Raw genomic sequence first — 22925 nt, 5'->3', positions numbered from 1 at the left:
CGTGCTCGACGTGAACTTCTTCGACGAGCTTCGGATCGGCCTGGCGACCGCGGATGAGATCCGCCAGTGGTCGCACGGCGAGGTCAAGAAGCCGGAGACGATCAACTACCGGACGCTCAAGCCCGAGCGTGACGGTCTCTTCTGCGAGAAGATCTTCGGTCCCACCCGGGACTGGGAGTGCTACTGCGGCAAGTACAAGCGCGTTCGCTTCAAGGGCATCATCTGCGAGCGGTGTGGCGTCGAGGTCACCCGCTCCAAGGTGCGCCGCGAGCGGATGGGCCACATCGAGCTGGCCGCGCCGGTCACCCACATCTGGTACTTCAAGGGTGTCCCGTCGCGGCTCGGCTACCTGCTCGACCTCGCCCCGAAGGACCTGGAGAAGGTCATCTACTTCGCGGCGTACATGATCACCGACGTCGACGACGAGGCCAGGCATCGCGACCTGTCCTCGCTCGAGGGCCGGGTGGACGTGGAGCGCAAGCAGCTCGAGAACCGTCGTGACAACGACATCGAGCAGCGGATGAAGAAGCTCGAGGAGGACCTGGCGCAGCTCGAGGCCGAGGGCGCCAAGGCCGACGTACGCCGCAAGGTGAAGGAAGGCGCCGAGCGTGAGGTCAAGCAGCTGCGCGACCGTGCGCAGCGCGAGATCGACCGCCTCGACGAGGTCTGGACCCGGTTCAAGAACCTCAAGGTCCAGGACCTGGAGGGCGACGAGATCCTGTACCGCGCCATGAAGGAGCGGTTCGGCAAGTACTTCGAGGGCGCCATGGGTGCCGCCGCGATCCAGCGCCGGCTGGAGACCTTCGACCTGAAGGCCGAGGCGGACAACCTGCGCGAGACGATCAAGACCGGCAAGGGCCAGCGCAAGACGCGTGCCCTGAAGCGGCTCAAGGTCGTCACCGCGTTCCTGGCCACCAACAACAGCCCGATGGGCATGGTGCTCGACTGCGTCCCGGTGATCCCGCCGGATCTGCGGCCGATGGTTCAGCTCGACGGTGGCCGGTTCGCCACCTCGGACCTGAACGACCTGTACCGCCGGGTGATCAACCGGAACAACCGGCTCAAGCGGCTGCTCGACCTGGGCGCGCCGGAGATCATCGTCAACAACGAGAAGCGGATGCTGCAGGAGGCCGTCGACGCGCTGTTCGACAACGGCCGCCGCGGTCGTCCGGTCACCGGCCCGGGCAACCGGCCGCTGAAGTCGCTGTCCGACATGCTCAAGGGCAAGCAGGGTCGTTTCCGGCAGAACCTGCTGGGCAAGCGCGTCGACTACTCGGGCCGTTCGGTCATCGTGGTCGGCCCGCAGCTGAAGCTGCACCAGTGCGGTCTGCCGAAGGCGATGGCGCTGGAGCTGTTCAAGCCGTTCGTGATGAAGCGGCTGGTCGACCTCAACCACGCGCAGAACATCAAGTCCGCCAAGCGGATGGTCGAGCGTCAGCGCGCCCAGGTCTGGGACGTGCTGGAAGAGGTCATCACCGAGCACCCGGTTCTGCTCAACCGTGCACCAACCCTGCACCGGCTGGGTATCCAGGCGTTCGAGCCGCAGCTGATCGAGGGCAAGGCGATCCAGATCCACCCGCTCGTCTGCTCCGCGTTCAACGCGGACTTCGACGGTGACCAGATGGCGGTGCACCTGCCGCTGTCGGCCGAGGCGCAGGCCGAGGCCCGGATCCTGATGCTGTCGACCAACAACATCCTGAAGCCGGCCGACGGCCGTCCGGTCACGATGCCGACGCAGGACATGATCATCGGCATCTACTTCCTGACGATGCTCAAGGACGGCGCCAAGGGCGAGGGCCGGGCCTTCAGCTCGGTGGCCGAGGCGATCATGGCCTTCGACCGCCACGAGCTGGCGCTGCAGGCCAAGATCTCGCTGCGGTTGAGCGGTTCCGCGGCACCGGCCGACGCGGCCGAGCTGGCCGACGGCGGTTTCGCGCTGGAGACCACGCTGGGCCGGGCGCTGTTCAACGAGGCGCTGCCGGCGGACTACCCGTTCGTCGACACCGAGGTGGGCAAGAAGCAGCTCGGCGGGATCGTCAACGACCTGGCGGAGCGGTACACCAAGGTCGAGGTCGCACACGCCCTCGACGCGCTGAAGGACCTCGGTTACTACTGGTCCACCCGTTCGGGTGTCACCGTGTCGATCGACGACTTCAGCACGCCGCCGTCCAAGCCGGAGATCATGGCTCGGTACGAGGCTCAGGCCGAGAAGGTCCAGAAGCAGTTCGAGCGGGGTCTGATCACCTCATCCGAGCGGCGTCAGGAGCTGATCGAGATCTGGACCGGCGCCAACGCCGAGGTCGGTAAGGCGATGGAGGAGAACTTCGCCAAGGACAACCCGATCTGGATGATGGTGCACTCCGGTGCCCGAGGCAACATGATGCAGATCCGGCAGATCTCCGGTATGCGTGGTCTGGTGGCCAACCCGAAGGGCGAGATCATCGCCCGGCCGATCAAGTCCAACTTCCGCGAGGGCCTGTCGGTGGTCGAGTACTTCATCGCCACCCACGGTGCGCGGAAGGGTCTGGCCGACACCGCGCTGCGGACCGCCGACTCGGGTTACCTGACCCGTCGTCTGGTGGACGTCTCGCAGGACGTGATCATCCGCGAGGAGGACTGCGGCACCGAGCGGGGCCTGCCGAAGCAGATCGGCGAGAAGGACCCGAGCGGCAAGGTCGTCCACGCCGAGAACGTGGAGACCAGCGCGTACGCGCGGACCCTGGCCACCGACGCCCTGGACGCCGACGGCAACGTCGTGCTCGCCGGCGGCGCCGACCTGGGCGACGTGTCGATCGCGAAGCTGGTCGCGGCCGGGATCGAAGAGGTCAAGGTCCGGTCGGTGCTCACCTGTGACGCCAAGACCGGTACCTGCGCGAAGTGCTACGGCCGTTCGCTGGCGACCGGCAAGCCGGTCGACATCGGCGAGGCGGTCGGCATCATCGCGGCCCAGTCCATCGGTGAGCCGGGTACGCAGCTGACGATGCGTACCTTCCACACCGGTGGTGTCGCGGGTGATGACATCACCCACGGTCTGCCGCGTGTGGTCGAGCTGTTCGAGGCCCGCCAGCCCAAGGGCAAGGCGCCGATCTCGGAGGCCGCCGGCCGGATCTCGATCGAGGACACCGACAAGACCCGGAAGCTGGTGCTCACCCCGGACGACGGTTCCGAGGAGGTCGCCTACCCGGTGTCGAAGCGTGGCCGCCTGCTGATCGAAGAGGGTCAGCACGTCGAGGTCGGTCAGCAGCTGACGCAGGGTACGCCGGACCCGCAGGAGGTTCTGCGGATCCTGGGTGTCCGCAAGGCGCAGGAGCACCTGGTGGACGAGGTCCAGGAGGTGTACCGGTCGCAGGGTGTGGCCATCCACGACAAGCACATCGAGATCATCGTCCGGCAGATGCTGCGCCGGGTCACGGTGATCGAGTCGGGCGACGCCCAGCTGCTGCCGGGTGAGCTCGCGGACCGGATCATGTTCGAGGCGGAGAACCGTCGCGTCGTGGCCGAGGGCGGTACGCCGGCCTCGGGTCGTCCGGTGCTGATGGGTATCACCAAGGCCTCGCTGGCGACCGAGTCGTGGCTGTCGGCCGCCTCCTTCCAGGAGACGACCCGCGTCCTCACCGAGGCCGCGATCCACGGCAAGTCCGACTCGCTGGTCGGTCTGAAGGAGAACGTCATCATCGGCAAGCTGATCCCGGCCGGTACGGGCATGGACCGTTACCGCAACATCCGGGTGGAGCCCACCGAGGAGGCGAAGGCCGCGATGTACTCGATGGTCGGCTACGAGTCGTACGACTACGACTTCGGCCCGTCCTCGGGCCAGTCGGTCCCGCTCGACGACTTCGACCTCGGTTCCTACCAGAACTGATTCGCAGTCACACCGCCGAGGGCGGCATCCCCATCCGGGGGTGCCGCCCTCGCGGCATTTACGCGCCGGTACGACGAGGCTTGGACAAGACACTCGGGGTGGCGGCTGAAAGTGTGGGCGGGATAGGCCAAGATTGGTGCATGACGGATCTGCCGGCCTACCTGCGGCCTTTCGTCTTGGGGGTTCTGGATGGTCCCGATGTACGTGTCGATCGCTTGGGGGAGATCGATCTGTACCGCCCGCCCGGGACCGCCCGAGGCGGTGCAATTCTCTTTGTGCACGGGGGTCCTGGACCTGCCGGTCTCGAGGTCATGCCTCGGGAGTGGCCGGTCTACAAGGGCTATGCGACCGCGGCCGCCAGGCGAGGCCTGGTCGCGGCGGTCGTCGACCACAGCCTGATCCACGGTCTCGACCGACTGGTCGCGGCCGCGGACGAGGTGGAGGCCGCGGTCGGCGTACTGCGTTCGGATCCGCGGGTGGACCCTGATCGGGTCGGCCTGTGGTTCTTCTCCGGCGCCGGCCTGCTGGCCGGGGAGTGGCTGGACAGCCGCCCCGACTGGTTGCGGTTCGTCGCCCTGACCTACCCCCTGCTCGCCACCCCGCCCGGTGTCGACGATTTGGTAACCGCCGCCGAAGTGATCGGCAAACACAAGGACCTGCCGGTTTTGCTGACCAGAGCTGGACTCGAGCGTGAGGAGCTCGCCGGTCCGGTCGCGGAGTTCGTTTCCGCGGGAGGCGCCGCGCTGGACATCATCGACGTACCGAAAGGGCACCACGGGTTCGACATGCTCGACCACACCGAAGAATCACGCGCTGCCGTCACCAAGGCTCTCGACTGGGCTATTGCCCACCTCGGCGAGGAGCCCGGTGACGACGGCAAGCTCCTCGTCCCACCCCCGGCCGCCAAGAAGACGACCTCGACCCGGCGGACGACGTCAGCCGCCAAACCGGCCACAACGGTCAAGGAGGCACCTGCCGGCCCCGCTACCCGGCAGACCCCGCCCCCTGCCCCCAAAGCCACTCCAGCCCCTTCTGCAGCCCCTCCTGCGGCTTCCGCGCAGGCCCCGCTGGCCGATCTGGGTATGGCGACGGTCGCGGCCGTCACCGCCGACACCCCGGCCGCCCGGGTGATCAGCCGCGAGCACGCCGCGTTCGACGCGCATGACCTCGAGGCCTTCCTGGCCATGTACTCGCCGACGGCGCGGATCCTGCTCGCCGACGGCACCGAGCTGAAGGGCCGGCGGTTCCTGCGCGAGCACTACCGCCCGCGCTTCGACGCCGGCCAGTGCAAGACCGAAGTCGTCCAGCGTCTGATGCTGGGGGAGTGGGTCGTCGAGCACGTCGTGTCGTACGACGACGGCGGGCCGACCCCGCAACTCGGCCTGTACCGCGTCATCGACGGCCTGATCACCGACGTCGAGTTCCGCGCCTGACACGTGCTCGACCACCCTTCCGAGTTCGAGCGGGCGGCCGAGGACTTCTCGGCCGCCCTCGGCTGGGTCGATCCGGATGCCGTCGTGCCGGCGTGCCCCGGCTGGACAGTCGCCGACCTGGCCCTGCACCTGGGCTCAGGACAGCGCTGGGCAGCGTCGGTGCTGCTCAGCGGTAGGTCGCAGAAGGTCCCGCAGGTTCTGCGTACGACGATCTCCTGGGCGGACTGGTACGCAGGTACGTCCGCCGCCCTCCTGGCTGCGATCCGCGCGGTCGACCCGGACGAACCGTGCTGGAATTTCGCGCCGGTGGACCAGCGCGCGGAGTTCTGGGCCCGGCGACGGCTTAATGAGACGGTGATCCACCTTGTGGACCTGACTCAGGCCGGCCTGGCCGCGGGTGAGCAGGTCGATCCCGGTCTGGCCGTAGTGCCTGCGGAGATCGCGGCTGACGGGGTGGACGAAGTGTTCGAGGTGTTCCTGCCCCGGATGGCGGCCCGCGGATTCGCGCCGGCGGTGACCCGGCCGATCGGGGTACGCGCCATCGATTCCGGCCACGAATGGACGCTGAGCCCTGTGTCACAAGGCGATCGGCCGCGGGTCGAGCGCGGCCGGGCGGACGGCGAAGCGGTCCTGTCGGGGACCGCGTCGGAGCTCGAGCTATGCCTGTGGAAGCGCTTGCCGGCTACTGTCCTGACGGTCGAGGGAGACGCCGGGGCGGCGGCGGATTTCCTCGCTGCGAGGGCCACTGCGTAGGCCTTGTACACTAGAAAAGCGGAAGCTCCTTGACGGCGGTTGATTACTCATTTTGACCGTGCTTGAGGCACCCGCTAGTCTTAACGATCGTGCCCGGGGTCTTCCTTGGGCCGTCATGCGTGCCCCTCGTCCAACGGGTCGGGCCGCGTGGCACGGGACTTCTTGCCGACAGTCTTGAGATTAAGGCCTCGGTGTGCCCGTGCGCACGCGACACACCCGACCGCGGGGGTCAGGTAAGAGCTACAAACCCAGCCGGACGACAGAAAGAGACCCACGCGGTGCCCACCATTAACCAGCTGGTCCGCAAGGGCCGCCAGGACAAGGTGTCCAAGAACAAGACGCCGGCCCTGAAGGGTTCCCCTCAGCGTCGTGGTGTGTGCACGCGCGTCTACACGACCACGCCGAAGAAGCCGAACTCGGCGCTTCGTAAGGTTGCGCGTGTCCGCCTGACCAGCGGTATCGAGGTCACCGCCTATATTCCCGGCGTCGGCCACAACCTGCAGGAGCACTCGATCGTGCTCGTCCGCGGCGGCCGCGTGAAGGACCTCCCCGGTGTCCGGTACAAGATCATCCGCGGTTCGCTCGACACCCAGGGTGTGAAGAACCGGAAGCAGGCTCGCAGCCTCTACGGCGCGAAGAAGGAGAAGAGCTAATGCCGCGCAAGGGCCCCGCCCCGAAGCGCCCGGTCATCATCGACCCGGTCTACAGTTCGCCGCTCGTCACCCAGTTGATCTCGAAGATCCTGGTCGACGGCAAGAAGCAGATCGCGCAGAGCATCGTCTACAACGCGCTCGAGGGCACTCGCACCAAGACCGGCACCGACCCGGTGATCACGCTGAAGCGTGCGCTGGACAACGTGAAGCCGAGCATCGAGGTGAAGAGCCGCCGCGTCGGTGGTGCCACCTACCAGGTGCCGATCGAGGTCAAGCCCGGTCGCTCCACGACGCTGGCGCTGCGCTGGCTGACGTCGTACTCCCGCGCCCGTCGCGAGAAGACCATGTCCGAGCGCCTGATGAACGAGATCCTGGACGCGTCCAACGGTCTCGGTGCGTCGGTGAAGCGTCGCGAGGACACGCACAAGATGGCCGAAGCCAACAAGGCTTTCGCCCACTACCGCTGGTGATCCGGGGTCCGATCCGGACCCCAGCGCTCACCCTTTGACAGCAGTACAGAATCGAGAGGTAGACCACCGAGGTGGCCGTACAAATCACCACCGACCTGGCCAAGGTTCGCAACATCGGGATCATGGCCCACATCGACGCCGGCAAGACGACGACGACCGAGCGGATCCTCTTCTACACCGGTATCACTTACAAGATCGGTGAGGTCCACGACGGCGCCGCCACGATGGACTGGATGGAGCAGGAGCAGGAGCGCGGCATCACGATCACGTCGGCCGCGACGACCTGCACCTGGAAAGACCACACCATCAACATCATCGACACCCCGGGCCACGTCGACTTCACCGTCGAGGTGGAGCGCTCGCTGCGCGTCCTCGACGGCGCTGTCGCCGTGTTCGACGGTGTCGCCGGTGTGGAGCCGCAGTCCGAGACCGTGTGGCGCCAGGCCGACCGGTACGGCGTGCCCCGGATCTGCTTCGTCAACAAGCTGGACCGGACCGGCGCGGAGTTCATGCGCTGTGTCGACATGATCGTCGACCGGCTGGCCGCGGTGCCGCTGGTGCTGCAGCTGCCGATCGGTTCCGAGGCCGACTTCATCGGCGTCGTGGACCTGGTCGGGATGCGCGCGCTGACGTGGCGTGGCGAGACCACGATGGGTGAGGACTACACCGTCGAGGAGATCCCGGCCACCCACACCGAGATCGCCGCCGAGTGGCGCGACAAGCTGATCGAGACGCTGGCCGAGGCCGACGACGAGATCATGGAGATGTACCTGGAGGGCGACGAGCCCACCCAGGAGCAGATCGTCGCGGGTATCCGGCGGGCGACCATCGCCAGCAAGCTGACCCCGGTGCTGACCGGCACGGCGTTCAAGAACAAGGGCGTCCAGCCGCTGCTCGACGCGATCAACGCGTACCTGCCGAGCCCGCTCGACGTTCCGGCCATCGAGGGCCACGACGTCAAGGACTCGGAGCAGGTCGTACTGCGCAAGCCGGCCGACGACGAGCCGTTCTCGGCGCTGGCGTTCAAGATCGCGGCCGACCCGCACCTGGGCAAGCTGACCTTCATCCGGGTCTACTCGGGCAAGCTCGAGACCGGCACCCAGGTGCTGAACCCGACCAAGGGCCGCAAGGAGCGGATCGGCAAGATCTACCGCATGCACGCGAACAAGCGTGAGGAGATCGCGTCGATCGGCGCCGGCCACATTGTCGCCGTGATGGGCCTGAAGGACACCACCACCGGTGAGACCCTGTCCGACCCGGCCAAGCCGGTCGTGCTGGAGTCGATGCAGTTCCCGGCTCCGGTCATCTCGGTCGCCATCGAGCCCAAGTCGAAGGCCGACCAGGAGAAGCTTGGCGTCGCGATCCAGCGGCTCGCCGAGGAGGACCCGACCTTCCAGGTCCGGACCGACGAGGACACCGGCCAGACGATCATCGCCGGTATGGGCGAGCTGCACCTCGAGGTGCTGGTCGACCGGATGAAGCGCGAGTTCCGCGTCGAGGCCAACGTCGGCAAGCCGCAGGTGGCCTACCGCGAGACGATCAAGAAGAAGGTCGAGAAGGTCGACTACACGCACAAGAAGCAGACCGGCGGTTCGGGTCAGTTCGCGCGTGTGATCATCAACATCGAGCCGACCTCGGTCGAGGCCGGCGGCGAAGGCGGCTACGAGTTCGTCAACTCCGTCACCGGTGGCCGGATCCCGCGGGAGTACATCCCGTCGGTGGACGAGGGCGCGCAGGAAGCGATGGAGTTCGGCGTACTGGCCGGCTACCCGATGGTGGACGTCAAGGTCACGCTGACCGACGGCGCCTACCACGATGTCGACTCCTCCGAGCTCGCCTTCAAGATCGCCGGTTCGATGGCGTTCAAGGACGCGGCGCGGCGGGCGACCCCGGTCATCCTCGAGCCGATGTTCGCGGTCGAGGTGATCACCCCCGAGGACTACATGGGCGAAGTGATCGGCGACCTCAACTCACGCCGTGGCCAGATCCAGTCGATGGACGAGGGCCCCGGTGGCAGCCGGGCCGTGAAGGCTCTGGTGCCGTTGTCCGAGATGTTCGGGTATGTCGGTGACCTGCGGTCCAAGACCCAGGGCCGCGCGTCCTACTCGATGCAGTTCGATTCCTACGCCGAGGTTCCGAAGAACGTGGCGGAAGAGATCATCAAGAAGGCCCGGGGCGAGTAATCTCTCGCTCCTGACCACCACACCCAAAGCGCGTCGGCGTACGGCGTAGTCAACATTTATCCAGGAGGGCCCCAGTGGCGAAGGCGAAGTTCGAGCGGACCAAGCCGCACGTCAACATCGGTACCATCGGTCACATCGACCACGGTAAGACCACGCTTACCGCGGCGATCACCAAGGTGCTGCACGACAAGTACCCGACCCTCAACGAGGCGTCGGCCTTCGATCAGATCGACAAGGCGCCCGAAGAGCGTCAGCGCGGTATCACCATCTCCATCGCGCACGTCGAGTACCAGACCGAGGCCCGGCACTACGCGCACGTCGACTGCCCGGGTCACGCGGACTACATCAAGAACATGATCACCGGTGCGGCCCAGATGGACGGTGCGATCCTGGTCGTCGCCGCCACCGACGGCCCGATGCCGCAGACGCGTGAGCACGTGCTGCTCGCCCGTCAGGTCGGCGTGCCGGCGATGGTCGTCGCGCTGAACAAGTGCGACATGGTCGACGACGAGGAGATCCTGGAGCTCGTCGAGCTCGAGGTTCGCGAGCTGCTCTCGGAGCAGGAGTTCGACGGCGACAACGCGCCGATCGTGCGGGTTGCCGCACACCCGGCGCTGCAGGGCGACGCCAAGTGGGGCGAGTCGATCATCGAGCTGATGGACGCGGTCGACTCCTACATCCCGCAGCCGGAGCGCGAGGTCGACAAGCCGTTCCTGATGCCGGTCGAGGACGTCTTCACCATCACCGGTCGCGGTACGGTCATCACCGGCCGGATCGAGCGCGGTGTGGTCAAGATCAACGAGACCGTCGACATCGTCGGCATCCGTCCGGAGAAGCAGACCACCACGGTCACCGGCATCGAGATGTTCCGCAAGCTGCTCGACGAGGGCCAGGCCGGTGAGAACGTCGGTCTGCTGCTTCGCGGCACGAAGCGCGAGGACGTCGAGCGCGGCATGGTCGTCATCAAGCCGGGCACCACGACCCCGCACACCAACTTCGAGGCTTCGGTCTACATCCTCTCGAAGGAGGAGGGCGGCCGGCACACGCCGTTCTTCCAGAACTACCGTCCGCAGTTCTACTTCCGCACCACGGACGTCACCGGCGTCGTCACGCTGCCCGAGGGCACCGAGATGGTCATGCCGGGCGACAACACCGACATGTCGGTCGAGCTGATCCAGCCGATCGCCATGGAAGAGGGTCTGAAGTTCGCGATCCGTGAAGGTGGCCGCACTGTCGGCGCCGGCCGGGTCACCAAGATCCTCAAGTGATCCCACGAGGTCCGCGAGGGCTCGCAGTCTGAGCCCCGCGGACCTCTGCTTTGCGCCTGATCCGGCGCTCAGGTGGTACCGGATCGGGCGTGGAGCCAACCGATTGGCGTTTCGGCGCCGATCTCTGGCACAATATTCAGGTTGCTCAGGCGAGGCCGCCGGGGCGCGCCCCAGATCATTCCGATCTGGCTGGTGCGCCGGACCGGAGACCATGCCGAGGTCCGGTCCGAGACCGGGCCCCGATCACCATCCCAGGTCGAAGAAGCGGTGGGTCACGCGCGTGCCGCGTACGCGACACACCCGACCGCGGGGGTCGGAGCAACGCACCGAAAGACGATAGAGAAGGACGAAGCGAAGCGATGGCGGGACAAAAGATCCGCATCCGGCTGAAGGCCTACGACCACGAGGTCATCGACAGTTCGGCACGCAAGATTGTCGACACGGTGACGCGTACTGGTGCGAAGGTTGCTGGCCCGGTGCCGTTGCCGACGGAAAAGAACGTGTTCTGCGTCATCCGCTCGCCGCACAAGTACAAGGACAGCCGCGAGCACTTCGAGATGCGCACCCACAAGCGGCTCATCGACATCATCGACCCCACGCCGAAGACCGTCGACTCGCTGATGCGTCTCGACCTGCCGGCCGGCGTCGACATCGAGATCAAGCTCTGAGGGACGCGAACAGCCAATGAGCATTGCTACCAAGAACACGCGCGGTCTGCTGGGCACCAAGCTCGGCATGACCCAGACCTGGGACGAGAACAACCGTGTCGTCCCCGTCACCGTGATCCAGGCCGGGCCCTGCGTCGTCACCGGTGTCCGCACGGCGGACCGGGACGGCTACGACGGCGTCCAGATCGCCTTCGGCGACATCGACCCGCGCAAGGTGACCAAGCCCCTGCGCGGCCACTTCGACAAGGCCGGCGTGACGCCGCGGCGCCACCTGATGGAGCTGCGCACCGCCGACGCCAGCGAGTACACCCTGGGCCAGGAGATCAAGGCCGAGGCCTTCGAGGCCGGTGAGCGGGTCGACGTTTCCGCGACCAGCAAGGGCAAGGGTTTCGCCGGTGTGATGAAGCGGCACGGCTTCCACGGCCTCCGCGCCACGCACGGTGTGCACAAGAAGCACCGTTCGCCGGGTTCCATCGGCGGCTGCGCCACCCCGGGCCGGGTCTTCAAGGGCCTGCGGATGGCGGGCCGGATGGGCGCCGAGCAGATCACGACGCAGAACATCAGCGTGCACGCGATCGACACCGAGCGCGGCCTGATCCTGCTCAAGGGCGCCGTACCCGGCCCCAAGGGCGGTCTGGTGCTGATCCGCAACGCCGCGAAGGGAGCTGCGAAGTGAGCACCGTCGACGTCGTCGTCGTGAAGGGCGACAAGGTCAGCAAGAAGGGCTCCGCCGAGCTTCCGGCCGAGCTGTTCGACGTACAGGTCAACGTGCCGCTGATCCACCAGGTCGTGGTGGCCCAGCTGGCAGCGGCCCGTCAGGGTACGGCCAAGGCGAAGAGCCGGGGCGAGGTGTCCGGCGGTGGCGCCAAGCCGTACCGCCAGAAGGGCACCGGTCGCGCCCGCCAGGGTTCGACCCGCGCGCCGCAGTTCACCGGCGGTGGCGTCGTCCACGGCCCGGTGCCGCGCGACTACAGCCAGCGGACCCCGAAGAAGATGATCGCCGCCGCGCTCCGCGGCTCGCTGTCGGACCGGGCCCGCGACGGCCGCGTGTTCGTCGTCGAGAGCTTCGTGGACGGCGACACGCCCTCCACCAAGTCGGCGCTGAAGGTGCTCTCCCAGGTCACCGACCCGGGTAAGGCGCTGGTCGTGGTCGACCGCGCCGACGAGCTGACCTGGCTGAGCCTGCGCAACGTGCAGCACGTGCACCTGATCGCGGCCGACCAGCTCAACGCGTACGACGTGCTGTGCAGCGACGCGGTCGTGTTCACCAAGAGCGCGCTCGACTCGTTCGTCGCCGGCGCGCCCAAGGGCAAGTCCGTCAAGGCCGTCGCTACGTCGACTGAGGCCGAGGAGGTAGAGGCATGAGCCACGGAGTCAACAAGGACCCCCGTGACGTGCTGCGCCGGCCGGTCGTGAGCGAGAAGAGCTACGGCCTGCTGGACGAGCAGAAGTACACGTTCGAGGTCGACCCGGACGCCAACAAGACCGAGATCAAGCTCGCGGTCGAGAAGGTGTTCAAGGTCAAGGTCGCCGACGTCAACACGCTGAACCGCAAGGGCAAGCGCCGCCGGACCCGCAGTGGTTTCGGCAAGCGTCCCGACACCAAGCGGGCGATCGTGACCCTCAAGGGTGACGACCGCATCGATATCTTCGGAGGCCAGTCGTAATGGGAATCCGCAAGTACAAGCCGACGACCCCGGGCCGCCGTGGCTCGAGTGTGGCCGACTTCGTCGAGCTCACCCGTTCGACCCCCGAGAAGTCGCTGCTGCGTCCGCTGCCCAAGAAGGGCGGCCGGAACAACTCCGGCAAGATCACCACCCGGCACCACGGTGGCGGTCACAAGCGGGCGTACCGGCTGATCGACTTCAAGCGGTACGACAAGGACGGCGTGCCGGCCAAGGTCGCGCACATCGAGTACGACCCGAACCGCACCGCGCGGATCGCGCTGCTGCACTACGTGGACGGCGAGAAGCGCTACATCCTCGCCCCGTCCAACCTGCAGCAGGGCACGGTCGTCGAGAACGGCCCGGCCGCGGACATCAAGGTCGGCAACAACCTGCCGCTGCGCAACATCCCGGTCGGTTCCACCATCCACGCGGTCGAGCTGCGGCCGGGCGGTGGCGCCAAGATGGCCCGCTCCGCCGGTTCCAGCATCCAGTTGGTCGCGAAGGAAGGCCGGATGGCCACCCTGCGGATGCCGTCCGGGGAGGTCCGGATGGTCGACGTGCGCTGCCGCGCCACCCTCGGTGAGGTCGGCAACGGCGAGCAGTCGAACATCAACTGGGGCAAGGCGGGCCGGATGCGCTGGAAGGGCAAGCGCCCGACCGTCCGCGGTGTCGCGATGAACCCGGTCGACCACCCGCACGGTGGTGGTGAGGGTAAGACCTCGGGTGGTCGCCACCCGGTGTCCCCGTGGGGTCAGCCTGAGGGCCGCACCCGCACCCGCAAGGAAAGCGACCGCATGATCGTCCGGCGCCGCAAGGCCGGCAAGAAGCGCTGATAGGAGCCGGCCAGAATGCCACGCAGCCTGAAGAAGGGCCCGTTCGTCGACCACCACCTCGCGAAGAAGGTGGAGGTGCAGAACGAGAAGGGCACCAAGAACGTCATCAAGACCTGGTCCCGCCGATCGATGATCGTGCCGGACATGATCGGCCACACGATTGCGGTGCACGACGGCCGCAAGCACGTGCCGGTGTTCGTGACGGACGCGATGGTCGGGCACAAGCTCGGCGAGTTCGCACCGACCCGGACGTTCAAGGGTCACGAGAAGGACGACCGGAAGTCACGGCGTCGCTGACCCATGGTCAGTGACGAAGCGAAAGCAACCTACGGAGAGATTCGAACATCATGAGCGTTCAAGAGCGTAGGGCGATCAGCGCCCGTCGCGAGAGCCTGCTGGGCGAGCAGCCCGGGGCCTTCGCGGTCGCGCGCTTCGTCCGCGTGACGCCGATGAAGGCGCGCCGCGTGGGTGATCTGGTGCGCGGTCTGGGCGTCGACGACGCACTCGCCACTCTGAAGTTCGCCCCGCAGGCCGCTGCCGCGACCGTGTACAAGGTCGTCGACAGCGCCGCGGCGAACGCCGAGGGCACCGAGCACCTGAGCCGGGCCGACCTGGTCGTGGCCAAGGTCCTCGTGGACGAGGGTCCGACGCTGAAGCGTCACCGCCCGCGTGCGCAGGGCCGGGCCACCCGGATCGACAAGCGGACCAGCCACATCACCATCGTGGTCACCCCGCGCGTCACCGACGAGCCGGTCGAGAAGGCCCCGGCCAAGAAGACGGCCGCCAAGAAGTCCGCGGACACCGCGGACACGGCGAAGAAGGCTCCCGCCAAGAAGACGGCCAAGAAGGCCGCCGACAAGGCAGAAGCCGCCGACAAGCCGGCCAAGAAGGCGACCGCGAAGAAGTCGGCCGCCAAGAAGGCCACCGCTGAGAAGAAGGAGTCCTGACGTGGGACAGAAGGTAAACCCGCACGGGTTCCGTCTCGGCATCAGCACCGACCACAAGAGCCGTTGGTACGCCGACAAGCTGTACAAGGACTACGTGGGCGAGGACGTCAAGATCCGTCGTCTGCTGAGCAAGGGCATGGAGCGCGCCGGCATCTCCCGCGTGGAGATCGAGCGCACCCGTGACCGGGTCCGGGTCGACATCCACACCGCCCGTCCGGGCATCGTGATCGGCCGCCGTGGCGCCGAGGCGGACCGCATCCGCGGCTCGCTGGAGGAGCTGACCGGCAAGCAGGTGCAGCTGAACATCCTCGAGGTGAAGAACGCCGAGGTCGACGCTCAGCTGGTCGCACAGGGTGTGGCCGAGCAGCTGTCCGGCCGCGTGGCGTTCCGCCGCGCGATGCGCAAGGCGATGCAGACCACCATGCGTGGCGGCGCCCTGGGCATCCGGATCCAGTGCTCCGGCCGGCTCGGTGGCGCGGAGATGTCGCGGTCGGAGTTCTACCGCGAGGGCCGCGTCCCGCTGCACACGCTGCGGGCCGACATCGACTACGGCTTCTACGAGGCCCGGACGACCTTCGGCCGGATCGGCGTGAAGGTCTGGATCTACAAGGGCGACGTCGCCGGTACCCGCGCCGAGCGGGAGGCGCAGGCTGCTGCCCGCGCCGCTACCCAGCAGCGTGGCCGTCCGGCCCGCCGTGACGGTGGCGACCGCGGCGACCGTGGTGGTCGCGGTGGAGACCGTGGCGGTCGCGGTGGTGACCGTGGCGGTCGTCGCGACGACAACAACGCCCGGAACGACGCACCGAAGGCCGAGGCCGCCCCGGCGGCCGAGAAGCCGGCCGCGACGACCGGAACGGAGAGCTGAACCATGCTCATCCCCCGCAAGGTCAAGCACCGCAAGCAGCACCACCCGGGGCGCTCCGGCGCCGCCAAGGGCGGTACGACGCTGGCGTTCGGTGAGTTCGGTATCCAGGCGCTGGAGAACCACTACGTCACCAACCGGCAGATCGAGGCCGCGCGTATCGCGATGACCCGGCACATCAAGCGTGGCGGCAAGGTGTGGATCAACATCTACCCGGACCGTCCGCTGACCAAGAAGCCTGCCGAGACCCGGATGGGTTCCGGTAAGGGTTCGCCGGAGTGGTGGATCTCCAACGTCAAGGCCGGACGCGTGCTGTTCGAGCTCTCCGGCGTTCCGGAGGACATCGCTCGCGAGGCGATGCGCCGCGCGATCCACAAGTTGCCGATGAAGTGCCGCTTCATCTCCCGAGAGGCAGGTGAGAACTGATGGCTACCCTGACCGCCGCCGAGCTGCGGAACCTCGGGCGGGACGAGCTGATGACCAAGCTCGGTGAAGCCAAGGAGGAGCTGTTCAACCTCCGGTTCCAGGCTGCCACGGGCCAGCTGGAGTCCCACGGCCGGCTGCGCGCCGTCCGCAAGGACATCGCCCGCATCTACACGGTGCTGTCCGAGCGTGCGCTCGGTATCACCGAGGAGGTCGACGCCCCGGTTGCCGAGGCGGAGGCCGACGAGACTGCGGACGACAGTGAGAAGGCCAACGCATGACCGAGAACGTGAAGGACGAGACCGTGAGCACGACCCCCGAGGCGCGAGGCCGCCGCAAGACCCGTGAGGGTCTGGTGCTGAGCGACAAGATGGACAAGACCGTCACCGTCGAGGTCGAGGACCGGGTCAAGCACAAGCTGTACGGCAAGGTGATCCGCCGTACCAGCAAGCTCAAGGCGCACGACGAGCAGAACGCCGCCGGCATCGGCGACCGCGTCCTCCTGATGGAGACCCGGCCGCTGTCGGCGACCAAGCGTTGGCGCGTCGTCGAGGTCCTCGAGAAGGCGAAGTAGTTCCGGCTCCGGCCGGCAACCAATCGAAATTATTCGTTCCGCAAGGCTCACGTGAGTGAGAACCAGCGAGACAACCAGGAGATCAACAGATGATCCAGCAGGAGTCGCGACTGAAGGTCGCCGACAACACGGGTGCCAAGGAGATCTTGTGCATCCGCGTTCTCGGTGGCTCCGGTCGGCGCTACGCCGGTGTCGGTGACACGATCGTCGCCACCGTCAAGGATGCGATCCCCGGCGGTGGTGTCAAGAAGGGTGACGTCGTGAAGGCGGTCGTCGTGCGGACCGTGAAGGAGCGCCGGCGTCCGGACGGCTCCTACATCCGCTTCGACGAGAACGCCGCGGTGATCCTGAAGGCCGACGGCGAGCCGCGCGGCACCCGTATCTTCGGGCCGGTCGGCCGGGAGCTGCGGGAGAAGCGCTTCATGAAGATCATCTCGCTCGCGCCGGAGGTGCTCTGAGATGGCCCAGCAGAAGAAGCTGCACGTGAAGAAGGGCGATCAGGTCCGTGTGATCGCCGGTAAGTCCAAGGGCCTCGAGGGCAAGATCATCCAGGTCTTCCCCGACGACGAGAAGGTCATCGTCGAGGGCGTCAACCGGGTGAAGAAGCACACCAAGGTGCAGCAGGCCCAGCGCGGCGGCACCACCGGTGGCATCGTCACCCAGGAAGCCCCGATCCACGTCTCGAACGTGGCGCTTCTGGTCGAGGTCGACAAGGACGGCAAGAAGCAGAAGGTGACCACCCGCGTCGGCTACAACCGCGTCGAGGTGCAGAAGCGCCGTCCCGACGGTTCGACGTACACCGGTTTCCGGTCCGTCCGGATCGCCCGGCGTACCGGCGAGGAGATCTGATGAGCACGGCAGTTACCGAGACCAAGGTCCAGCCGCGGCTGAAGACGAAGTACCGCGAGGAGATCGTCGGCAAGCTGCAGGACGAGTTCAAGTACGCCAACGTCATGCAGGTGCCCGGGCTCACCAAGATCGTGGTGAACATGGGCGTCGGCGAGGCGGCGCGCGACTCCAAGCTGATCGACGGCGCGGTGAAGGACCTGGCCGCGATCACCGGTCAGAAGGCCCAGGTCACCAAGGCCCGCAAGTCCATCGCGCAGTTCAAGCTGCGTGAGGGGATGCCGATCGGCGCCCACGTGACGCTGCGCGGCGACCGGATGTGGGAGTTCCTGGACCGGCTGCTGGCGCTCGCGCTGCCCCGGATCCGCGACTTCCGCGGGCTGTCGCCGAAGCAGTTCGACGGCACTGGGAACTACACCTTCGGTCTGACCGAGCAGGTGATGTTCCACGAGATCAACCAGGACCGCATCGACCGGGTTCGGGGTATGGACATCACCGTGGTGACCACCGCGAAGAACGACGACGAGGGTCGGGCCCTGCTGCGGGCGCTCGGCTTCCCGTTCAAGGAGAACTGACGTGGCGAAGACAGCACTCAAGGTCAAGCAGGCCCGGAAGCCGAAGTTCGCGGTGCGTGGCTACACGCGCTGCCAGCGCTGCGGCCGGCCGAAGGCGGTCTTCCGCAAGTTCGGCCTGTGCCGGATCTGCCTGCGGGAGATGGCGCACCGGGGCGAGCTGCCCGGTGTGACCAAGTCCAGCTGGTGACCGTCTCCACCCCCGAACTTCTCCCCATTCAAAATCTAGTCACCGTAGGTCGCCGGCCGGCGAAACCACGGCGGGAAAGAGGCCCCAGGCCATGACGATGACCGACCCGATCGCAGACATGTTGACGCGTCTGCGGAACGCCAATCAGGCGTACCACGAGTCGACCGCGATGCCGTACAGCAAGATCAAGCAGGGTATCGCCGACATTCTCCAGCAGGAGGGCTACATCGCCTCCTACAAGGTGGAGGAGCCCAAGGAGGGCGCCGTCGGCAAGACCCTCATCGTGGACCTCAAGTTCGGCCCGAGCCGGGAGCGCTCCATTGCGGGCGTCCGCCGGATCAGCAAGCCGGGCCTGCGGGTCTACGCGAAGTCGACCGGCCTGCCCAAGGTCCTCGGCGGCCTGGGCGTCGCGATCATCTCGACGTCCCAGGGACTGCTGACCGACCGTCAGGCGAAGAACAAGGGCGTTGGCGGGGAAGTCCTCGCCTACGTCTGGTGACGAAGAACCGGAAGGAGGACCACTGAAATGTCTCGCATCGGAAAACTCCCGGTCACGGTCCCGTCCGGCGTCGACGTCACGATCGACGGCCAGACGGTCACTGTGAAGGGTCCGAAGGGTCAGCTGTCGCACGTCGTCGCTGAGCCGATCGCGGTCGACCGCGACGAGGACGGCGCGATCGCCGTGACCCGTCCGGACGACCTGCGCAAGAGCAAGGAACTGCACGGCCTGTCCCGCACCCTGATCGCCAACCTGGTCACCGGTGTCACGGACGGCTACGAGAAGAAGCTCGAGATCGTCGGCGTCGGGTACCGCGTCCTGTCCAAGGGACCGACCCAGCTGGAGTTCTCGCTCGGGTACAGCCACACCATCACGGTGGACGCGCCGGAAGGCATCACGTTCAACGTCGAGGCGCCGACCCGGTTCTCGGTGATCGGCATCGACAAGCAGTCCGTCGGTGAGGTCGCCGCCAACATCCGCAAGCTGCGTAAGCCCGAGCCGTACAAGGGCAAGGGTGTGCGGTACGCCGGCGAGCAGGTGCGCCGCAAGGTCGGAAAGGCTGGTAAGTAACCCATGGCGATCGGACTGCGTCCGCACAAGCACTCCGCCAAGAAGACGGCTTCCCGGCTGCGTCGGCAGATCCGGGTCCGGAAGAAGATCAACGGCACGGCCGAGCGGCCGCGGCTGGTGGTCACCAAGTCCTCGAGGCACCTGTTCGTTCAGGTCATCGACGACGTGGCCGGCAAGACGCTGGTCTCAGCCTCCACCATGGAGGCCGACCTGCGCGGCGCCGAGGCCAACAAGACCGACAAGGCCAAGACCGTCGGCGGCCTGATCGCCGACCGTGCCAAGGCTGCCGGGATCGACTCGGTCGTGTTCGACCGGGCCGGGAACAAGTACCAGGGCCGCATTGCAGCCCTGGCCGACGCCGCCCGCGAGGGCGGGCTCGGCTTCTGATGGCGACAAGGGAAGAAGGTAGTTCGAAATGAGCGGAGGCCAGCAGCGTCGCGGAGGCGGCGCCGGTGGTGAGCGCCGTGGCCGCGACGGTGGTCGCGGTCAGCAGGCGGACAAGACCGCCTACATCGAGCGTGTGGTAGCCATCAACCGTGTCGCCAAGGTCGTGAAGGGTGGTCGTCGCTTCAGCTTCACCGCCCTCGTGGTCGTCGGTGACGGTGACGGCACCGTCGGTGTGGGTTACGGCAAGGCCAAGGAGGTGCCCGCGGCGATCGCCAAGGGTGTCGAGGAGGCCAAGAAGGCGTTCTTCAAGGTGCCGCGGATCCAGGGCACCATCCCGCACCCGGTCCAGGGCGAGAAGGCCGCAGGCGTTGTCATGCTGCGTCCGGCCGCTCCCGGTACCGGTGTGATCGCGGGTGGCTCGGCACGCGCCGTACTGGAGTGCGCCGGGATCCACGACATCCTGAGCAAGTCGCTGGGCTCGTCCAACTCCATCAACGTGGTGCACGCCACCGTTGAGGCGTTGCGCAGCCTGGAGACCCCGGAGGCCGTGGCCGCGCGCCGTGGTCTGCCGGTCGAGGACGTTGCCCCGGCGGCCCTGCTGAGGGCTCGGGCGGAGGTGTCGTCCTGATGGCACGCCTGAAGGTGACCCAGACCCGTTCCGGCATCGGTGGCAAGCAGAACCAGCGCGACACGCTGCGCACCCTGGGCGTCAAGCGGATCGGCGACACCGCCGTCCACGAGGACAAGCCTGAGGTCCGCGGTATGGTCCGTGCGGTTCGCCACCTCATCACCGTCGAGGAGGTCGACTGACATGGCGCTCAAGGTTCATCACCTGCGTCCGGCGCCCGGTGCCAAGACCGCCAAGACCCGCGTGGGTCGTGGTGAGGGCAGCAAGGGCAAGACGGCCGGCCGCGGTACCAAGGGCAGCAAGGCCCGCAACAACATCCCCGAGTGGTTCGAGGGTGGCCAGATGCCGCTGCACATGCGGCTGCCGAAGCTGAAGGGCTTCAAGAGCAGGAACCGGGTGGAGTTCCAGGTCGTTAACCTGGACAAGCTCGGACAACTGTTCCCCGAAGGCGGCGAGGTCGGCGTAGCCGAACTGGTCGCCAAGGGCGCGGTCCGTCGTGGTCAGCCGGTCAAGGTGCTGGGTGACGGCGAACTGACCGTGGCTCTGCAGGTCTCGGCGCACAAGTTCTCCAAGTCCGCCACGGACAAGATCCAGGCGGCCGGGGGAACCACGACCGAGGTGTGACACGTGGTCCAGGGCTCGTAACGCCCGGTGCTTGATATCCTGCGCCGGTCGGACGAGCCCTGGCTCGTCTCTTGCCCAGCGGCTTAGCTAGGCCCCTGCCGTGCCCGCGGCGAGGGAAACTTGTGGGAGGACAGGGTGTTAGGCGCCTTTGCCAACGCGTTCAAGACTCCGGACCTGCGCCGGAAGATCTTGTTCGTGCTCTTCATCGTCGTGATCTTCCGGATCGGCTCGGTCGTGCCGGCCCCGGGCGTGAACGTTCAGTCGCTGCACACCTGTATCAAGATCTCGCAGGGTGGCGCGAACGCGAACCTCTACAACCTGATCAACCTGTTCTCCGGCGGTGCGCTGCTGCAGCTCGCGATCTTCGCGCTCGGCATCATGCCGTACATCACCGCCAGCATCATTCTGCAGCTGCTCACCGTGGTGATCCCGCGGCTGGAGTCGCTGAAGAAGGAGGGCCAGGCGGGACAGGCCAAGATCACCCAGTACACCCGGTTCCTGACCGTCGGTCTGGCGATCCTGCAGTCGACCGCGTTCGTGGCACTCGCCCGGACGCCGGGCCGGCTGTTCCAGGGCTGCACCGAGCCGCTGCTGTACAAGGACGACTGGTTCACCGTCAGCGTGATTGTGCTGACCATGACCGCCGGTACCGGCATGATCATGTGGCTCGGTGAGCTGATCACCGACCGCGGCGTCGGCAACGGTATGTCGATCCTGATCTTCACCCAGATCGTCGCCACCTTCCCGACCCAGCTGTGGAGCATCCGCAAGCAGAAGGGCGTCACCACGTTCGTCGTGGTGATCGCGATCGGGTTGGTCATCATGGCCGCGGTCATCTTCATCGAGCAGGCCCAGCGCCGGATCCCGGTGCAGTACGCCAAGCGGATGGTCGGCCGGAAGATGTTCGGCGGTACGTCGACGTACATCCCGCTGAAGGTCAACCAGGCCGGCGTCATCCCCGTGATCTTCGCGTCGAGCCTGTTGTATCTCCCTGTTCTGGTCAGTCAGTTCCAGCAAGGCAAGGGCTGGTCGAACTGGATCCAGGGCAACTTGGTCAAGGGCGACCACCCGATCTACATGGTGACGTACGTCGCCCTGATCATCTTCTTCACGTACTTCTACGTCTCGATCACCTTCAACCCGAAGGAGGTCGCCGACAACATGAAGAAGTACGGCGGCTTCATTCCCGGGATCCGGGCGGGTCGGCCGACGGAGGAATACCTCAAGTACGTGTTGGACCGCATCACGCTGCCGGGCGCGATCTATCTCGCGGCGATCTCGATGATCCCGCTGGTCGCTCTCGTCCTGTTGAACGCGAGCCAGAACTTCCCGTTCGGTGGTACGTCGATCCTGATCATGGTCGGCGTCGGACTCGACACGGTGAAGCAGATCGAGTCTCAGCTGCAGCAGCGAAACTACGAAGGGTTCCTGCGCTGATGAGAATGTTGCTGATGGGTCCGCCCGGGGCGGGCAAGGGCACGCAGGCAAAGGTGCTTGCGGATCGCCTGAATATCCCGGCCGTGTCCACCGGCGACATCTTCCGTGCGAACGTGAAGGACGAGACACCGCTGGGCGTCGAGGCCAAGCGGTACATGGATGCCGGCGACTACGTCCCGGACGAGGTCACGAACTCGATGGTGCGTGACCGGCTGTCCGAGGCCGACGCCGGCGAAGGCTTCCTGCTCGACGGGTACCCGCGGACGCTGGCCCAGGTGGGCACGCTGGACGAGATCCTGGCCGACCACGGCCACAAGCTGGACGCCGTGGTCGCGCTGGTCGCCGATATCGACGTGCTCGTCGAGCGGATGACCAAGCGGGCGCACATCGAAGGCCGGACCGACGATTCCGAAGAGGTCGTCCGGCACCGGCAGGACGTCTACACCGCCGAGACCAAGCCGCTGCTGCAGGTGTACGCCGAGCGCGGCCTGCTGGTGGAGGTCGACGGTGTCGGCGAGATCGACGAAGTGAGCGAGCGGGTGCTCGCCGCTCTCAAGACCGTCACCGAGTAAGACC

General features: G+C 66.8%; 30 protein-coding genes. All 30 read left to right on the top strand.

Annotated features, from left to right (window positions below):
* The first annotated feature begins 1 nt into the window (after position 1).
* Positions 2-3862 (top strand): DNA-directed RNA polymerase subunit beta', encoded by a 3861-nt coding sequence (locus EV645_RS08755; RefSeq protein WP_130441514.1) that lies wholly within the window; start codon positions 2-4, stop codon positions 3860-3862.
* Between the two features lie 311 nt (positions 3863-4173).
* On the top strand, positions 4174-5295 hold the full coding sequence (locus tag EV645_RS08750; RefSeq protein ID WP_242000279.1) for a nuclear transport factor 2 family protein: 1122 nt from the start codon (positions 4174-4176) through the stop codon (positions 5293-5295).
* A gap of 3 nt (positions 5296-5298) precedes the next feature.
* Positions 5299-6048, top strand: a complete 750-nt coding sequence (locus tag EV645_RS08745) for a maleylpyruvate isomerase N-terminal domain-containing protein (RefSeq protein ID WP_130441510.1) — start codon at positions 5299-5301, stop codon at positions 6046-6048.
* Between the two features lie 278 nt (positions 6049-6326).
* Positions 6327-6701, top strand: a complete 375-nt coding sequence (gene rpsL / locus EV645_RS08740) for a 30S ribosomal protein S12 (protein ID WP_130384649.1) — start codon at positions 6327-6329, stop codon at positions 6699-6701.
* Positions 6701-7171, top strand: a complete 471-nt coding sequence (rpsG, locus tag EV645_RS08735) for a 30S ribosomal protein S7 (RefSeq protein WP_130384648.1) — start codon at positions 6701-6703, stop codon at positions 7169-7171. Before rpsL ends, rpsG begins: the two co-directional genes overlap by 1 nt.
* Before the next feature lie 71 nt (positions 7172-7242).
* Entirely contained in the window at positions 7243-9354 is a 2112-nt protein-coding gene (gene fusA / locus EV645_RS08730) for an elongation factor G (RefSeq protein ID WP_130441508.1), read from the top strand.
* 74 nt (positions 9355-9428) lie between these two features.
* Positions 9429-10622 carry an elongation factor Tu gene (gene tuf / locus EV645_RS08725; RefSeq protein WP_130441506.1) on the top strand — a complete coding sequence of 398 codons (1194 nt, stop codon included), beginning with the start codon at positions 9429-9431 and terminating at the stop codon, positions 10620-10622.
* A 359-nt stretch (positions 10623-10981) separates the two neighbouring features.
* Entirely contained in the window at positions 10982-11290 is a 309-nt protein-coding gene (gene rpsJ / locus EV645_RS08720) for a 30S ribosomal protein S10 (protein WP_012923688.1), read from the top strand.
* A 16-nt stretch (positions 11291-11306) separates the two neighbouring features.
* A complete protein-coding gene (gene rplC / locus EV645_RS08715) occupies positions 11307-11966 on the top strand; it encodes a 50S ribosomal protein L3 (protein WP_130441504.1) in 660 nt (219 codons plus the stop codon).
* Positions 11963-12655: a 50S ribosomal protein L4 gene (rplD, locus tag EV645_RS08710; RefSeq protein ID WP_130441502.1), complete on the top strand. Its 693-nt coding sequence runs from the start codon at positions 11963-11965 to the stop codon at positions 12653-12655. Before rplC ends, rplD begins: the two co-directional genes overlap by 4 nt.
* Positions 12652-12957 carry a 50S ribosomal protein L23 gene (gene rplW, locus EV645_RS08705; RefSeq protein ID WP_130441500.1) on the top strand — a complete coding sequence of 102 codons (306 nt, stop codon included), beginning with the start codon at positions 12652-12654 and terminating at the stop codon, positions 12955-12957. Before rplD ends, rplW begins: the two co-directional genes overlap by 4 nt.
* Complete coding sequence (rplB, locus tag EV645_RS08700; protein WP_130441498.1) at positions 12957-13790, top strand: 50S ribosomal protein L2; 834 nt, start codon at positions 12957-12959, stop codon at positions 13788-13790. Before rplW ends, rplB begins: the two co-directional genes overlap by 1 nt.
* Before the next feature lie 15 nt (positions 13791-13805).
* On the top strand, positions 13806-14087 hold the full coding sequence (gene rpsS / locus EV645_RS08695; RefSeq protein ID WP_130441496.1) for a 30S ribosomal protein S19: 282 nt from the start codon (positions 13806-13808) through the stop codon (positions 14085-14087).
* A gap of 50 nt (positions 14088-14137) precedes the next feature.
* Positions 14138-14737, top strand: coding sequence for a 50S ribosomal protein L22 (rplV, locus tag EV645_RS08690; protein ID WP_130441494.1), 600 nt, complete (start codon positions 14138-14140; stop codon positions 14735-14737).
* A gap of 1 nt (position 14738) precedes the next feature.
* Positions 14739-15602 carry a 30S ribosomal protein S3 gene (rpsC, locus tag EV645_RS08685; protein ID WP_130441492.1) on the top strand — a complete coding sequence of 288 codons (864 nt, stop codon included), beginning with the start codon at positions 14739-14741 and terminating at the stop codon, positions 15600-15602.
* Between the two features lie 3 nt (positions 15603-15605).
* Entirely contained in the window at positions 15606-16025 is a 420-nt protein-coding gene (rplP, locus tag EV645_RS08680; protein ID WP_130441490.1) for a 50S ribosomal protein L16, read from the top strand.
* Complete coding sequence (gene rpmC / locus EV645_RS08675) at positions 16025-16303, top strand: 50S ribosomal protein L29 (RefSeq protein ID WP_130441488.1); 279 nt, start codon at positions 16025-16027, stop codon at positions 16301-16303. Before rplP ends, rpmC begins: the two co-directional genes overlap by 1 nt.
* Positions 16300-16596, top strand: coding sequence for a 30S ribosomal protein S17 (gene rpsQ, locus EV645_RS08670; protein WP_130441486.1), 297 nt, complete (start codon positions 16300-16302; stop codon positions 16594-16596). Before rpmC ends, rpsQ begins: the two co-directional genes overlap by 4 nt.
* Positions 16597-16685: 89 nt before the next feature.
* Positions 16686-17054, top strand: a complete 369-nt coding sequence (gene rplN, locus EV645_RS08665) for a 50S ribosomal protein L14 (RefSeq protein WP_012923677.1) — start codon at positions 16686-16688, stop codon at positions 17052-17054.
* Between the two features lies 1 nt (position 17055).
* A complete protein-coding gene (gene rplX, locus EV645_RS08660) occupies positions 17056-17445 on the top strand; it encodes a 50S ribosomal protein L24 (RefSeq protein WP_130441484.1) in 390 nt (129 codons plus the stop codon).
* Positions 17445-18017 carry a 50S ribosomal protein L5 gene (gene rplE / locus EV645_RS08655; protein WP_130441482.1) on the top strand — a complete coding sequence of 191 codons (573 nt, stop codon included), beginning with the start codon at positions 17445-17447 and terminating at the stop codon, positions 18015-18017. Before rplX ends, rplE begins: the two co-directional genes overlap by 1 nt.
* Before the next feature lies 1 nt (position 18018).
* On the top strand, positions 18019-18204 hold the full coding sequence (locus EV645_RS08650; RefSeq protein ID WP_012923674.1) for a type Z 30S ribosomal protein S14: 186 nt from the start codon (positions 18019-18021) through the stop codon (positions 18202-18204).
* Positions 18205-18295: 91 nt separating this feature from the next.
* Entirely contained in the window at positions 18296-18703 is a 408-nt protein-coding gene (gene rpsH, locus EV645_RS08645) for a 30S ribosomal protein S8 (RefSeq protein WP_130441480.1), read from the top strand.
* Positions 18704-18730: 27 nt separating this feature from the next.
* Positions 18731-19273, top strand: a complete 543-nt coding sequence (gene rplF / locus EV645_RS08640; RefSeq protein WP_130441478.1) for a 50S ribosomal protein L6 — start codon at positions 18731-18733, stop codon at positions 19271-19273.
* A 3-nt stretch (positions 19274-19276) separates the two neighbouring features.
* The gene (gene rplR, locus EV645_RS08635; protein WP_130441476.1) at positions 19277-19660 is read left to right on the top strand and encodes a 50S ribosomal protein L18; all 384 of its coding nucleotides are present in this window, start codon (positions 19277-19279) and stop codon (positions 19658-19660) included.
* Between the two features lie 28 nt (positions 19661-19688).
* A complete protein-coding gene (gene rpsE, locus EV645_RS08630; RefSeq protein ID WP_130441474.1) occupies positions 19689-20288 on the top strand; it encodes a 30S ribosomal protein S5 in 600 nt (199 codons plus the stop codon).
* A complete protein-coding gene (rpmD, locus tag EV645_RS08625) occupies positions 20288-20470 on the top strand; it encodes a 50S ribosomal protein L30 (protein ID WP_020388092.1) in 183 nt (60 codons plus the stop codon). Before rpsE ends, rpmD begins: the two co-directional genes overlap by 1 nt.
* 1 nt (position 20471) lies before the next feature.
* Positions 20472-20912, top strand: a complete 441-nt coding sequence (gene rplO / locus EV645_RS08620) for a 50S ribosomal protein L15 (RefSeq protein WP_130441472.1) — start codon at positions 20472-20474, stop codon at positions 20910-20912.
* 135 nt (positions 20913-21047) lie between these two features.
* Entirely contained in the window at positions 21048-22349 is a 1302-nt protein-coding gene (gene secY / locus EV645_RS08615) for a preprotein translocase subunit SecY (protein ID WP_130441470.1), read from the top strand.
* Positions 22349-22921: an adenylate kinase gene (locus tag EV645_RS08610; RefSeq protein ID WP_198681520.1), complete on the top strand. Its 573-nt coding sequence runs from the start codon at positions 22349-22351 to the stop codon at positions 22919-22921. Before secY ends, EV645_RS08610 begins: the two co-directional genes overlap by 1 nt.
* Positions 22922-22925 lie beyond the last annotated feature (4 nt).

Source organism: Kribbella rubisoli (assembly GCF_004217145.1).
Taxonomy (GTDB): Bacteria; Actinomycetota; Actinomycetes; order Propionibacteriales; family Kribbellaceae; genus Kribbella; species Kribbella rubisoli.
Note: the sequence above shows the minus strand (reverse complement) of the source record. Positions and strands in the feature narration are given on the sequence as shown.